Annotated in this window: 11 protein-coding genes and 1 pseudogene; 8 read left to right on the forward strand and 4 right to left on the reverse strand. The window is 74.4% G+C overall.

Annotated elements, in window-relative coordinates:
• Positions 1-48: 48 nt before the first annotated feature.
• Positions 49-1,272, reverse strand: a complete 1,224-nt coding sequence (locus C3489_RS12625) for a sensor histidine kinase (protein ID WP_103781867.1) — start codon at positions 1,270-1,272, stop codon at positions 49-51.
• 339 nt (positions 1,273-1,611) lie between these two features.
• Between C3489_RS12625 and C3489_RS12630 the strand changes: the two genes are divergently transcribed.
• From C3489_RS12630 to C3489_RS12640, 3 genes are read left to right on the forward strand one after another with little or no spacing between them, the layout of a single operon-like run.
• Positions 1,612-2,469: a MaoC/PaaZ C-terminal domain-containing protein gene (locus C3489_RS12630; RefSeq protein ID WP_103781868.1), complete on the forward strand. Its 858-nt coding sequence runs from the start codon at positions 1,612-1,614 to the stop codon at positions 2,467-2,469.
• Between the two features lie 21 nt (positions 2,470-2,490).
• Complete coding sequence (locus tag C3489_RS12635; protein ID WP_103781869.1) at positions 2,491-3,567, forward strand: Zn-dependent alcohol dehydrogenase; 1,077 nt, start codon at positions 2,491-2,493, stop codon at positions 3,565-3,567.
• Positions 3,568-3,577: 10 nt separating this feature from the next.
• Entirely contained in the window at positions 3,578-4,522 is a 945-nt protein-coding gene (locus C3489_RS12640; RefSeq protein ID WP_103781955.1) for a 3-oxoacyl-ACP reductase, read from the forward strand.
• Positions 4,523-5,099: 577 nt separating this feature from the next.
• Here C3489_RS12640 and C3489_RS12645 read toward each other — a convergent pair.
• On the reverse strand, positions 5,100-6,230 hold the full coding sequence (locus C3489_RS12645) for a hypothetical protein (protein WP_103781870.1): 1,131 nt from the start codon (positions 6,228-6,230) through the stop codon (positions 5,100-5,102).
• A gap of 200 nt (positions 6,231-6,430) precedes the next feature.
• Here C3489_RS12645 and C3489_RS12650 point away from each other — a divergent pair, with 200 nt between their 5' ends.
• Genes C3489_RS12650 through C3489_RS12660 form a run of 3 tightly spaced genes read left to right on the forward strand, consistent with a single transcriptional unit; the run spans position 6,431 to position 9,417 of the window.
• Entirely contained in the window at positions 6,431-7,270 is an 840-nt protein-coding gene (locus C3489_RS12650; RefSeq protein ID WP_103781871.1) for a Nif3-like dinuclear metal center hexameric protein, read from the forward strand.
• Entirely contained in the window at positions 7,267-8,010 is a 744-nt protein-coding gene (locus C3489_RS12655; protein ID WP_103781956.1) for a zinc ribbon domain-containing protein, read from the forward strand. Before C3489_RS12650 ends, C3489_RS12655 begins: the two co-directional genes overlap by 4 nt.
• Before the next feature lie 12 nt (positions 8,011-8,022).
• Positions 8,023-9,417 carry a bifunctional RNase H/acid phosphatase gene (locus tag C3489_RS12660; RefSeq protein ID WP_103781872.1) on the forward strand — a complete coding sequence of 465 codons (1,395 nt, stop codon included), beginning with the start codon at positions 8,023-8,025 and terminating at the stop codon, positions 9,415-9,417.
• Here C3489_RS12660 and C3489_RS12665 read toward each other — a convergent pair.
• Together C3489_RS12665 and yaaA are read right to left on the reverse strand one after the other, a co-directional pair.
• Positions 9,392-10,039: a bifunctional 4-hydroxy-2-oxoglutarate aldolase/2-dehydro-3-deoxy-phosphogluconate aldolase gene (locus C3489_RS12665; RefSeq protein ID WP_103781873.1), complete on the reverse strand. Its 648-nt coding sequence runs from the start codon at positions 10,037-10,039 to the stop codon at positions 9,392-9,394. The two genes, C3489_RS12660 and C3489_RS12665, sit on opposite strands and share 26 nt — an antisense overlap.
• A 63-nt stretch (positions 10,040-10,102) precedes the next feature.
• On the reverse strand, positions 10,103-10,885 hold the full coding sequence (gene yaaA / locus C3489_RS12670; RefSeq protein ID WP_103781874.1) for a peroxide stress protein YaaA: 783 nt from the start codon (positions 10,883-10,885) through the stop codon (positions 10,103-10,105).
• A 76-nt stretch (positions 10,886-10,961) separates the two neighbouring features.
• On the opposite strand from yaaA, the gene C3489_RS12675 reads away from it, so the two are divergent.
• A complete protein-coding gene (locus C3489_RS12675; protein WP_103781875.1) occupies positions 10,962-12,389 on the forward strand; it encodes an RNB domain-containing ribonuclease in 1,428 nt (475 codons plus the stop codon).
• 58 nt (positions 12,390-12,447) lie between these two features.
• A pseudogene (locus C3489_RS12680) lies at positions 12,448-12,864 on the forward strand (Uma2 family endonuclease); the annotation flags it as partial.
• Positions 12,865-12,906: the final 42 nt, after the last annotated feature.

Consider the following 12,906-nt stretch of genomic DNA (forward strand, 5'->3'; position numbering starts at 1 on the left):
GGCCCGGCCTCCCCGGCCCGCCCGGCCGGCCGGGCGGAGGCGGACCGTTCAGCCCACCGGCATGTCCGCCGTCGTCGGGAGTTCCGCTCGTACGGTGAAGCCGCCGCGCTCTCCGGCGGTCGCGGCCAGGGTGCCGCCGGCCGCCGCGAGCCGTTCCGTCAGGCCCTTCAGGCCCGTGCCGCCCACCGCGCCGGGCGGTGGGGCGTCGGAGCCGCGCCCGTCGTCGGTCACCGTCAGCCGCACCCGTTCCCCCGTCCCCGTGACCGCGATCTCGCACTGGCGGGCCTGGCTGTGGCGCACCGCGTTCGTCACCGCCTCCCGGACCACCCACCCCAGCAGCGCCTCCGTCTGCGCCGCGAGCGGCGGCCCCGAGCGACGCACCACGGGTTCGATGCCCGCCGCGCTCAGCGCGGAGCGCGCCCGGTCCAGTTCGGTGGACAGGCTGCCGTCCCGGTACCCGGTGACGGCCTCGCGGATCTCGGTGAGCGCCTGCCGCCCCACCGACTCGATGTCGGTGATCTGGGACAGCGCCGCGTCCAGGTCGCGCGGCGCCAGCCGCCGCGCCGCCTCCGACTTGACCACGATCACCGACATGGTGTGCCCGAGCAGGTCGTGCAGATCGCGGGAGAAGCGCAGCCGCTCCCGCTCCACGGCCCGGTGCGCCAGTTCCTCCCGCGCGGCGCGCAGTTCGCGCACCGCCTCGGACAGGGAGAGGATCGCCGCCGTCACCATCGTCGAGATCCAGCTGGCGTACGCGATGGTCATGCCGTCCCAGCCGTCGTGCGCGCAGGACACCACCCCGGCGAGCACGGCCACCCCGGTGCCCACCGCCTTCAGCCGCGGCCCGCGCACCACGGCGCCCGTGGCCAGCCCCAGCAGCGGGAAGAACAGCAGCCAGTTGTCGCCGTACGCGATGGCCAGCCCGCAGGTCACCGCGGCCATCAGGCCGAGGGCCAGCCATGTGGAGCGCGCCTGCCGCTTGTCCTTGTCGAACGCCCGGAAGGCGACGTAGATGTAGAGGGAGTTGAAGGTGAGCAGGCCGAGGCCGCCGATAAACGGGTTCGGGGTCGTGCCCTGGAAGATGTTGGAGAAGGCGCCCAGGCCCATGAGCAGCCAGGGCAGCAGCGTGTAACCGCTGGGCGGCGGTCCCGGGTCCTCCTGCGCCTTCTCGCACCGGCGGGCCTCCCGCGAGCGCGCCGCCCGCGCCCGGCCCGCCTTCGCCACTGCCCGCCATGCCCGCAGCCGGCATCTGACGCCGTCTCCCCATGTCATGCTCGAATTCCCCCGATCGGTCCGTCCGGTCGGCTCGTCCCGCCACCGCGGCGGCACGACGCGCCGGTCATGTCCCCGACACTACGGGTGCCGGCCGGTGTCCGGCAGATGCGCTTGTACGGACCTCGGCAGGACAAATGTCACGGCCGCCGGAGGCGGGACACGCGGATCTGACGAGGCGTCAGGAGTCTTCACAACTGCGGACCGCTCGGCTATACAGAGGACCGCCGGACTGGAACGCGTTTCAGTTCACGGGTTCCGGTCCCGCCCCGTGTCGACCTCGGTGCGGCCGACGGTGCGGACAGCCGCACCGAGGTCTCCAGCGACGTCAGGAGCCCCATGCCCATCGACGCAGCCCAGGCCCTCGCGGCCGAGCCCCGGACCGGCGACATCTCCTGGACCGCCAAGGACGTCCAGCTCTACCACCTCGGCATCGGCGCGGGCCGCCCCGCCACCGACCCCGACGAGCTGCGCTACACCCTGGAGTCCCGGCTGCACGTCCTGCCGAGCTTCGCCACCGTGGCCGGCTCCGGCGCACCCGGTGTGATCAGCGGGCTGTCCATGCCCGGCGTCGACGTCGACCTCGCACGCGTCCTGCACGGCGGGCAGTCGCTGACCGTGCACCGGCCGATCCCGGCCCAGGGCACCGCGACGGCCACCTCCCGTGTCGCCGCCGTCCACGACAAGGGCAAGGCGGCCGTCCTGGTCCTGCGCACCGACGTCGAGGACGCCGACGGGCCGCTGTGGACCAACGACGCCCAGATCTACGTACGAGGGGAAGGCGGCTGGGGCGGCGACCGCGGGCCGTCCGCCCGCCTGGACGCGCCCACCGGCGAGCCCGAGCGGGTCGTCGAGCGGGCGGTCCGCGAGGACCAGGCGCTGCTGTACCGCCTCTCCGGCGACTACAACCCGCTGCACGCCGACCCCGAGTTCGCCAAGGTCGCCGGCTTCGACCGGCCCATCCTGCACGGGCTGTGCACGTACGGCATGACCCTGAAGGCCGTCGTCGACACGCTGCTCGGCGGGGACGTGACCCGGGTGCGCGCCTACAGCACGCGGTTCGCCGGGGTCGTGTACCCGGGGGAGACCCTGCGCATCCGCCTGTGGCCTGCGGCGGGTTCCGTACGGGTGGCCGTGAGCGCCGTCGAGCGGGACGACGCCCCCGTGCTCGCCGACACCGTCGTCCACCATTCCTGACACCCGCACGCGGAGGGGACCATGCGCGCAGCCGTACTGCACGAGACCGGCCAGGACAAGCTGGAGGTCCTCGACGACGTCGAGGCGGTGGGCTTCGGCCCCGGCAAGGTGAGGATCCGGGTGCGCGCCACGGGGCTGTGCCACTCCGATCTGTCGGCGATGAGCGGGGTGCTGCCGCAGCCGGCGCCTTTCGTGCCGGGGCACGAGGGGGCGGGCGAGGTGCTGGAGGTCGGCGAGGGCGTCACGCGCCTCCAGCCGGGGGACCGGGTGCTGGTGTGCTGGCTGCCCGCCTGCGGGGCGTGTCCCGCCTGCCGCCGCGGGCAGAGCGAGCTGTGCCTGGCCGGGTTCATGAACGCGGGCACCCCCAACTTCCGTCGCCCCGGCGGCGACGTCTTCGGGTTCGCCGGGACCGGCACCTTCGCCGAGGAGGTCGTCGTCGACGCCGGGTGCGCGGTGCCGATCCCGGACGACGTGCCCTTCGACATCGCCGCGCTGATCGGCTGCGGGGTGACCACCGGGCTCGGCGCCGTGTTCAACACGGCCGATCTCCAGGCCGGTTCCTCCGTCGCCGTCATCGGCTGCGGCGGCGTGGGCATCTCGGTCGTGCAGGGCGCGCGGCTGAGGGGCGCCGCCGAGATCGTCGCCGTCGACCCGGTGGCCTCCCGGCGCGAGGCGGCCCTCGGCTTCGGCGCGACCCGGGCCGTCGCCCCCGAGGAACTGCCCGAGGCCAAGCAGCAGATCACCGGCGGCGAGGGCTTCGACCACGTCTTCGAGGTCGTCGGCCGCTCCACCACCGCCCGCACCGCCTACGACAGCACCAGGCGCGGCGGCACCCTCGTCGTGGTCGGCGCCGGAGCCATGGACGACATGCTCCAGCTCAACATGTTCGAGCTGTTCTTCGACGAGAAGCGCATCCTGCCGTCCCTGTACGGCGGTGGCGACGTGATCCGCTCCTACGAGCGCACCATCGCCCTGTGGCGGGCCGGACGCATCGACCTGGCCGGGCTGATCACCCACCGCGTGCCGCTGACCGGGATCAACGAGGCGCTGGAACAGATGCGCACCGGGACCGCCCTGCGCACCTGCGTCGAGATCTGAGGTGGTGGTGATGGCACGGCCGCTGCAGGGCCGCTGCGCGATCGTCACCGGCGCGGGCCGCGGGCTCGGCCGCGCCGAGGCGCTGGAACTGGCCCGGCTCGGGGCCGCCGTCGTCGTCAACGACTACGGGCAGCCCGGACGGGACGGCACCGGAGCGGCCTCGGCCGGTCCCGCCGAGGAGGTCGTCGCCGAGATCCGCGCCGCGGGCGGCACCGCGCTCGCCCACACCGGGGACGTGGCCGACTTCGACCAGGCCCGAGAGCTGGTCGAGACGGCCGTCGCTCGGTTCGGCGCGCTGGACATCCTCGTCAACAACGCGGGCATCCTGCGCGACCGCATGGTCTTCTCCATGGCGGAGGAGGAGTGGGACGCGGTGATCCGGGTCCACCTCAAGGGGCACTTCAACACGACCCGGTTCGCCGCCGCGCACTGGCGACAGCGGTCCAAGGCGGCCGGTGGCCCGGTGTACGGGCGGATCGTGAACACCTCCTCGGAGGCGTTCCTCGCCGGTTCCGCCGGCCAGCCCAACTACGCGGCGGCCAAGGGCGGCATCGTCGGGCTGACGACGTCCACGGCCCTCGCGCTCGCCAAGTACGGCGTCACCGCCAACGCCATCTGCCCGCGCGCCCGCACCCGGATGACCGAGGACGTCTTCGCCTCCCTCGCCCGCCCCGACGCCGGCCTCGACCCGCTGGCCCCGGAGCATGTCGCCCCGCTCGTCGGCTATCTGGCCTCCCCGGCGGCGGGCGGGATCAACGGGCAGCTGCTCGTCGTGCACGGCGGCATGGTCGCGGTGATGGAACGCCCGCGGGTGCGGGGGAAGTTCGACAGCAAGCAGGAGGCCTTCACCTACGACGAGCTGGACGCCGTACTGACGCCGTACTACGCGGAGCGGCCGGCGGGGGAGACGTTCGCGGCGGCGGAGGTGCTGGGGCTGCGGCGCGGCACCCCCTGAGCGGTGCGCGCCCCCGGGAACCCCCCCGCCGAAACGCGGAACGGCCCCGCCCGGTCGAGGGCGGGGCCGTTCACGCAGGCGCCGTCAGGCCGCCGTTTCGGCCTGTTCGGCCGGCTTGCGGTGGCGGCCGCGGGGGGCCGTCTCGCTGTCCTGCGTCGAGACCTGACCCCACTCACCCCGTCAAACATGATCTTTCGTACAGCCGGGCGAGTGTAACCGGCGCACCTCGGGCGGAATCCAGCCGCACACGCCAACCGGCACCAGTTCGTTACAAGTCGTCCCAACGGCCCCTGCAGGACGGCGGGGGCCGGATTCCGGTGGCTGGGTGGGCTTGCCGGGGTGTCTGTGTGGCGCGCGTGGCAGGGGAGGGGACCGGGGGCCTGGGGTGGCCTGCGGCGGTCGTGTGTGGCGGCCGGTGGTGCTTGGCCACCGGTCGTGCCAGGCGTGCCTGCCGCACGGGCACGGGCCGGGCCCCGGGGCGGCTGGGCTGGCTGCCGTGGGGTCTGTGTGGCGTGCGGTGGCTGGGGAGGGGGCCGCGCCCCGGGTGACCTGCGGCGCCCGCCCGTACCGGCCGGTGCTACTTGGTCACCAGTCGTGCCAGCGGTGCCTGCTGCAACGGCACCGGCCGGGGTGTCGTGGGCTCCGCCGGGGGCTGGGCGGGCTCCTCGGGTGGCTGTGCGGTCAGGGGTGGCACGGTGACGCGGGCGAGGCCGCAGGGGACCTCCTCGGTGGTGTACGGCAGTCGCAGCTCGCCCTCGCGGGTGAGCAGCCCGGTGCCCGTCAACCAGCCCGCCGGCGCCGCGAGATGGCGCACCTGCCGCTCGGCCGGCCGCCACACCCCGGCCCAGGTGCCCAGCGGCCCGTCGATGCGCAGCGCCACCGCGCACGCCTCGGGCGTCAGCACCTGCCCCGGCTGGATCGCGAACGGCGTCACCCGGCACTCCGGCAGCCTGAGGCTCTCCGGGAACCGCACCGGCAGGGTGCTGCCCAGCACGCCCCAGCCCAGCCGGGGCACGCCGCCCGGATCCGGCGCGTCCGAGGAGATCAGCAGCAGCCCGCTGTCGGGGTCGGCGATCAGCACCCGGTCGTCGCTGGCCTCGGTGATCTGCAGCAGCGGCGACACCTCGCCGCCGCGCCCCAGGTCCACCACGACCGCCTTGGTGCGCCCGCCGGTCTCCCGGTCCAGCGCCAGCATCCGCCCGGCGTGGTCCAGCCACACCCCGCCCGAGCACCGCCCGGGTACCTCGGCGAGCCGCTCCGGTCCGAACGCCCCGCCCGCGACCAGCCACACCGCGCTGGAGCGCGGGCCCACGGCCAGGGCGTACGCCCGCTCGCCGCCCGGCGCCGGCGGCAGCAGCCGCAGCGTGCCGTCCCCCGGGACGGACACCGCGCCCAGCGGCAGCTCACCGGTGCCGGGGCCGGTGGGGTAGAGGAGGCAGAAGTCGTACCGCCCCTCGACCCGGCGCTTGATCAGCACCCGGCCGTCCGCCAGCGGCTGCACCTCGGTGCCGGGCTCCTCGGGCTGGTTCCCGGGCAGCGGTACCGCGTAGGGCTCGGGGCCGGACAGGGTCCAGCGCTCCGGGAAGGCGGACTCGCCCTCGTGGGCGAGGCGCGCGCCGTAGCCGCCGTCCACCGTGAGCACGCACCCGGGCCGCGGGGAGAAGCCGTCCTCGTCCGCCGCGGCGGGCTCGATAGCACAGGCCGTCATGGTTCGGTCACCTCCGGCGACGAAGCTAGTTTTCGCACGCACGGACGTGGCACCCGGGCGGCCCCGCCTTCACACATAAGGGTGGTGCAGAAGCGATTCGTCTGAGGAAACCGGGGCGAATGTGCTGAGTGGCCCACACCCGGTCACAGGGGCGACGACAGCTGTACAGGGGGGCAGATCAGCCAGGTAGCCTTGCACCCGTGCCCCGTCTGTCAGAAGTCATCGCCGCGCTGGAGAAGCTGTGGCCCGCCGAGCGGGCCGAGTCCTGGGACGCGGTCGGCACCGTCGTGGGCGACCCCGACCAGGAGGTCACCCGGGTCCTGTTCGCCGTCGACCCCGTGCAGGAGATCGTCGACGAGGCGGTCAAGCTCGGCGCCGACCTGCTGGTCACCCACCACCCGCTCTATCTGCGCGGTACGACCACGGTCGCGGCCTCCCACTTCAAGGGCCGCGTCGTGCACACGCTGATCAAGAACGACATCGCGCTGCACGTGGCCCACACCAACGCCGACACCGCCGACCCGGGTGTGAGCGACGCCCTGGCCGGCGCGCTGGACCTGCGCGTCGTACGGCCGCTCGTGCCCGACCCGACCGACCCCGACGGGCACCGGGGCCTCGGCCGGATCTGCGAACTGGACCACCCGCTGCCGCTGCGCGAGTTCGCCGCCCGCGTCGCCGAACGCCTGCCCGCCACCGCGCAGGGCATCCGCGTGGCCGGCGACGCCGGGGCCACCATCCGCACGGTCGCCGTCAGCGGCGGCTCCGGCGACAGCCTCTTCGACCAGGTGCGCGCGGCCGGCGTCGACGCCTTCCTGACCGCCGACCTGCGCCACCACCCGGCGAGCGAGGCCGTCGCCCACAGTCCTCTCGCGCTGCTCGACGCGGCGCACTGGGCCACCGAGTGGCCCTGGTGCGAGCTGGCCGCGAGCCAGCTCGACGAGATCTCCGACCGGCACGGATGGGACCTGCGCGTCCACGTCTCGAAGACGGTCACCGACCCCTGGACCAGCCACTCCCCGTCACCTGGAGCCCCCAACTGAACGCCGCGCCTGCCGACCAGATCCGACTCCTCGACGTCCAGGCCCTGGATGTGCGCCTGCAGCAGCTCGCGCACAAGCGGAAGTCGCTGCCCGAGCACGCCGAGATCGAGTCCCTGAACAAGGACCTCACCCAGCTGCGCGACCTGCTCGTGGCCGCGCAGACCGAGGAGAGCGACACCGCCCGCGAGCAGACCAAGGCCGAGCAGGACGTCGACCAGGTCCGCCAGCGCGCCGCCCGCGACCAGCAGCGCCTGGACTCCGGCGCCGTGACCTCGCCGAAGGACCTGTCCAACCTCCAGCACGAGATCGCCTCCCTCGCCAAGCGCCAGGGCGACCTGGAGGACGTCGTCCTGGAGGTCATGGAGCGCCGCGAGGCCGCCCAGGAGCGGGTGAGCGAGCTGACCGAGCGGGTCGCCTCCGTCCAGGCGAAGATCGACGACGCGACCGGCCGCCGGGACGCCGCGTTCGAGGAGATCGACGGCGAGGCCGCCTCGGTCACCAAGGAGCGCGAGGTCGTGGCCGCGGCCGTGCCCGCCGACCTGATCAAGCTGTACGACAAGCTGCGCGAGCAGCAGGGCGGCATCGGCGCGGCCAAGCTGTACCAGCGCACCTGCCAGGGCTGCCGCCAGGAGCTCGCCATCACCGAGCTGAGCGAGATCCGCAAGGCCGCGCCCGACACGGTGGTGCGCTGCGAGAACTGCCGCCGCATCCTGGTGCGCACGGCCGACTCCGGGCTGTAAGGAGCCGTACGGGTGCGGGAGTTCATCGTCGAGGCCGACGGCGGGTCGCGGGGCAACCCCGGCCCGGCCGGGTACGGCTCCGTGGTCCGGGACGCGGCGAGCGGGCAGACGCTGGCCGAGCGGGCCGAGTACATCGGCGTCGCCACGAACAACGTGGCCGAGTACCGGGGGCTGCTCGCCGGGCTGCGCGCGGCGCACGAGCTGGACCCGTCCGCCTCGGTGCACGTACGGATGGACTCCAAGCTCGTCATCGAGCAGATGTCGGGCCGCTGGAAGATCAAGCACCCCTCGATGAAGCCGCTCGCGGCCGAGGCGGCGACAGTGTTCCCGCCCGGGCAGGTCACCTACGAGTGGATCCCGCGCGAGCGCAACAAGCACGCCGACCGCCTGGCCAACGAGGCGATGGACGCGGGCGGCCGGGGCGAGCAGTGGACGGCGTCGGCGTCCCGGGCCGAGCTCGACGCCGGGCCGGCCGTACCGGAGCCGTCGGGTCCGCCGGGGGACGCGGCGGCGGGTGCGGCGCGGGTACGGGAAGCGCTGGCCGAGGGGCGGGGCGCCGCCGTGACGGACTCCGGTGCCAAGGCCGACGCCGACGTGCGCGCCGCGCGCACCGTGGCGTCCGCCGGACCTTCGGCCGGACCCTCCGCCGGACCCGCCGCCGGTCCCGCCGGTACCGCTGCCGGGACCTCCACCGGACCCGCCACCGGGACCTCCGCCAGCCCCTCCGCCCCGGTCACCACCGCCGAGAACTCCGCCCCCGGCTGGGGTTCGGCCCCCGACCTCGGCGCTCCCGCCACCTTCGTCCTGCTGCGCCACGGCGAGACGCCGCTCACCCCGCAGAAGCGGTTCTCCGGCAGCGGCGGCAGCGACCCCGCCCTCTCCGACGTCGGCCGTGAGCAGGCCGAACGCGTGGCCGCCGCGCTCTCCCGGCGCGGCACGATCCAGCACATCGTCGCCTCCCCGCTGGCCCGCACCCGCGAGACCGCCGGCATCGTCGCCGCCCGGCTCGGTCTGGAGGTCACCGTCGAGGAGGGCCTGCGCGAGACGGACTTCGCCGCCTGGGAGGGGCTGACCTTCGGCGAGGTGCGCGAGCGCTACCCGGACGACCTCAACGCCTGGCTGGCCTCCCCGGAGGCCGCGCCGACCGGCGGCGGCGAGAGCTTCGCGGCCACCGCCACCCGGGTCGCGGCCGCGCGCGACAAGCTTATCGCCGCGTACGCCGGCCGGACGGTCCTGCTCGTCACGCACGTCACGCCGATCAAGACGCTGATCCGGCTCGCCCTCGGCGCCCCGCCGGAGTCGCTGTTCCGGATGGAGCTGTCGGCGGCCTCACTGTCCGTCGTGGCGCACTACGCCGACGGCAACGCCAGCGTCCGGCTGTTCAACGACACGGCACACCTGCGCTGAGCGCGGCCGCCTCGCGGGCCAGCCGTTCGACGCGCGGCCAGTCCCGGGCGGCCACCGCGTCCGCCGGGACCATCCAGCTGCCGCCGACACAGCCGACGTTGGGCAGCGCCAGGTAGTCCGGGGCGGAGTCCGGCGTGATGCCGCCCGTGGGGCAGAAGCGGGCCTGCGGAAGCGGGCCGGCCAGCGACTTCAGATAGGCCGTGCCGCCGGCCGCCCCCGCCGGGAAGAACTTCATCTCCCGCACCCCGCGCTCCAGCAGCGCCACCACCTCCGAGGCGGTCGACACCCCCGGCAGGAACGGCACCCCGGACCGCGTCATCGCCGTCAGGAGTACGTCCGTCCAGCCCGGGCTGACCAGGAACCGCGCCCCGGCCGCCACGCACCGCGACACCTGCTCCGGTGTGATCACCGTGCCCGCTCCGGCCACCGCGCCCGGCACCCCCCGCGCTATCGCCCGCACCGCCTCCAGGGCGGCGGGCGTCCGCAGGGTCACCTCGATCGCGGGCAGCCCGCCGGCCACCAGCGCCCGCGCGAGCGGCACGGCGTCGGCGGCGTCGTGAAGGACGACGACCGGGAGGATGGGGGCGAGGTCGAGCACGGAGGCAGGCGAAGACTCGGGCATGGCCTCATCCTGCCCGCCCGGTGCAGAGTGCGCAAAGGTCGTTGCAGAGGCTGCAACGCCAGGTCAATGGATCTCGTCCACCAGCACATCCAGCGACCACGCCCGCCCCGACTTCGCCGGCGCCTCCGCCTCGACGACGTAGCCCAGGTCCCGCAGCGCCTCCACCAGCCGCGCCGGATCCTCGGGCACGGCACCGGCGGTCAGCAGACTGCGCACGATCCGCCCCTTGGTCGCCTTGTTGAAGTGGCTGACCACCTTCCGGGTCGGCGCGTGCAGCACCCGCACCGTGGCCGTCCGCCCCGCGACCTCGCCCTTCGGCTTCCACGCCGTCGCGTACGCCGCCGAGCGCAGGTCCAGCACCAGGCCGTCCCCGGCCGCCTCCGGCAGCACCTCGGCCATCGGCGTGCGCCAGTACGCGCCCAGCGCCCCGAGCCCCGGCAGCTTCACACCCATCGAGCAGCGGTAGGAGGGGATCGCGTCCGTCACCCGCACGGCACCCCACAGCCCCGAGAACACCAGCAGCGACCCCGCCGCCCGCTCCCGGGCCGCCGCGTCCAGCGAGGCCAGGTCCAGGGCGTCGTAGAGCACCCCCGTGTACACCTCACCGGCGGGCCGCGCACCGGCCTCGCGCAGCGCGGCGTTCTTCGCGACCTCGCCGCGCAGCCCCTCGCTCAGCCCGAGCACCACGCGCGCCTTCTCCTCGTCGGCGGCGCACAGCTCGACCAGCTCCTCCAGCACGGCCGCGCGCGCGGCGGTGAGCCCGGGCAGCGACAGCGACTCCAGCGACAGCGGAGCGCCGGGGCCGGAGGGCGCCTTGCCCTCGGAGGGCGGGAGAAGGACGAGCACGGGATTTCTCCTTATCAGGGGGGACCGCCACAGCGTACGGCGTGCCGCCCGCTCGCCCTCGCCCTACCGTGGCGGTATGCCACGCCGCCCCGTCCGTGTGACCGGCACACCCCAGGGCCCGCTGCGTACCGCCCTGGCCGCCCTGCGTGCCCGGCTCGGCGTTCCCGAGGCGTTCCCGCCCGAGGTGCTCGCCGAGGCCGAGCGGGCCGCGCGGGACCCGGTGCTGCCGGAGTCCGACGCCACCGACGTCCCGCTGTTCACCATCGACCCGCCCGGCTCGACCGACCTCGACCAGGCCCTGCACCTGTCCCGGCAGGGCAGCGGCTACCGGGTGCGGTACGCCATCGCCGACGTGGCTGCCTTCGTCGTACCGAACGGGCCGCTGGACCGCGAGGCGCACCGGCGGGTGTTCACCCTGTACTTCCCCGACGGCCGCGTCCCGCTGCACCCGCCCGTGCTCAGCGAGGGCGCCGCGAGCCTGCTGCCCGGGCAGACCCGCCCCGCCGCGCTGTGGACCATCGACCTCGACGGCGACGGCCGGACCCGCGCCGTCGACGTCCGCCGCGCCCTGGTGCGCAGCCGGGCCAGGCTCGACTACGCGGGCGTGCAGCGGCAGATCGACGCGGGCACCGCCGAGGAGCCGCTCGCCCTGCTCAGGACGGTCGGGCGCCTGCGCGAGGCGCTGGAGACCGAGCGCGGCGGCATCTCGCTCGCCGTGCCCGAGCAGGAGATCGTCGAACGCGACCACACCTACGAACCGGTCTACCGCGCCCCGCTCCCCGCCGACGGCTGGAACGCCCAGATCTCCCTGCTCACCGGCATGGCCGCGGCCGAGCTGATGCTGGCGCACGGCACGGGCGTCCTGCGCACGCTGCCGCCGACCCCGCTGGGCGCCGTCGACCGGCTGCACCGCACCGCGTTCGCGCTGCACATCGACTGGCCGCCGCACGTGTCGTACGCGCAGCTGGTCCGCTCCCTCGACCCGCACCGGCCGCGCCACGCGGCGTTCCTCCAGGCGTGCGCCACGGTGATGGGCCACGCCGAGTACACCGTCTTCCGCGACGGGCACATCCCGGAACTGACCACACATGCCGCGGTCGCCGCGCCGTACACCCACTGCACCGCGCCCCTGCGCCGCCTCGTCGACCGCTACACCACCGAGATCGCGCTCGCCGCCTGCGCCGGGCAGGACCCGCCCGACTGGGTGCTCGCCCGGCTGGGCGTGCTGCACGACCGGATGACCGAGGGCGGCCGGCTGGCGAGCAAGGTCGACCGGTCCTGCGTCGACCTGGTCGAGGCGGCGGTGCTCCAGGACCGGGTGGGGGAGGTGTTCGAGGGCTGCGTGGTGGAGCTGACGGACCACCGCGGCACCGTGCAGGTCGAGTCCCCGGCGGTCATCGGCGAGATCAAGGACGCGGGCCCCGACACGCTGGGGGAGCGGCTGCGAGTACGGCTCACCCAGGCCGATCCCCAAGCGGCGAAGGTGAGCTTCGTACCGGCGTGAGCGTTGCCTGACGGTGGGGTTCGTCGTGTGCCACGATCGAGGGAACGGTTCCCGATCTCTCGGACGGGTGATCAGGCGGTCCCGGACCGACATGGACTTCTCCGGGAACAAGGGCCTGACACTGAAGGGCGCGGAGGTGTTCCCGAAGAACCACGCGATCCCGGACATCACGTTCGCCCCCATGGAGTCGGGACTCTTCAGGGCCGCGGATTCCTGGATGGCCTGTGACGGCGTGGCCATGGTGGTCGAGGTGACATCCATCAAGCCGCAGACCGACCGTGAGGCCAAGCGCCGCTGCCACGCCCGCGGAGGCATTCCGCTGTACCTACTCGTCGAACGTGAAGCCTCCATGGTGACGTTGTTCAGCGACCCGGCCGGCGACGACTACCGCAGGCTCCTCAAGCGCGCCTTCGGTGATCCGCTGTCGCTCCCCGAGCCGTTCGGCTTCGGCCTGGACACCAAGGACTTTCTCTGAGCCCTCCGACGTTGCACCCCCTGGGGAAACCAAGGGGTGCAC

The sequence above is a fragment of the Streptomyces sp. Ru71 genome, from assembly GCF_002920535.1.
In the GTDB taxonomy this organism is placed as follows: domain Bacteria; phylum Actinomycetota; class Actinomycetes; order Streptomycetales; family Streptomycetaceae; genus Streptomyces.

Coding starts and splice junctions, on each gene's coding strand:
- C3489_RS12625 (WP_103781867.1), bottom strand. CDS start 1,272: ATGACATGGGGAGACGGCGTCAGATGCCGGCTGCGGGCATGGCGGGCA.
- C3489_RS12630 (WP_103781868.1), top strand. CDS start 1,612: ATGCCCATCGACGCAGCCCAGGCCCTCGCGGCCGAGCCCCGGACCGGC.
- C3489_RS12635 (WP_103781869.1), top strand. CDS start 2,491: ATGCGCGCAGCCGTACTGCACGAGACCGGCCAGGACAAGCTGGAGGTC.
- C3489_RS12640 (WP_103781955.1), top strand. CDS start 3,578: ATGGCACGGCCGCTGCAGGGCCGCTGCGCGATCGTCACCGGCGCGGGC.
- C3489_RS12645 (WP_103781870.1), bottom strand. CDS start 6,230: ATGACGGCCTGTGCTATCGAGCCCGCCGCGGCGGACGAGGACGGCTTC.
- C3489_RS12665 (WP_103781873.1), bottom strand. CDS start 10,039: ATGCCCGAGTCTTCGCCTGCCTCCGTGCTCGACCTCGCCCCCATCCTC.
- C3489_RS12675 (WP_103781875.1), top strand. CDS start 10,962: ATGCCACGCCGCCCCGTCCGTGTGACCGGCACACCCCAGGGCCCGCTG.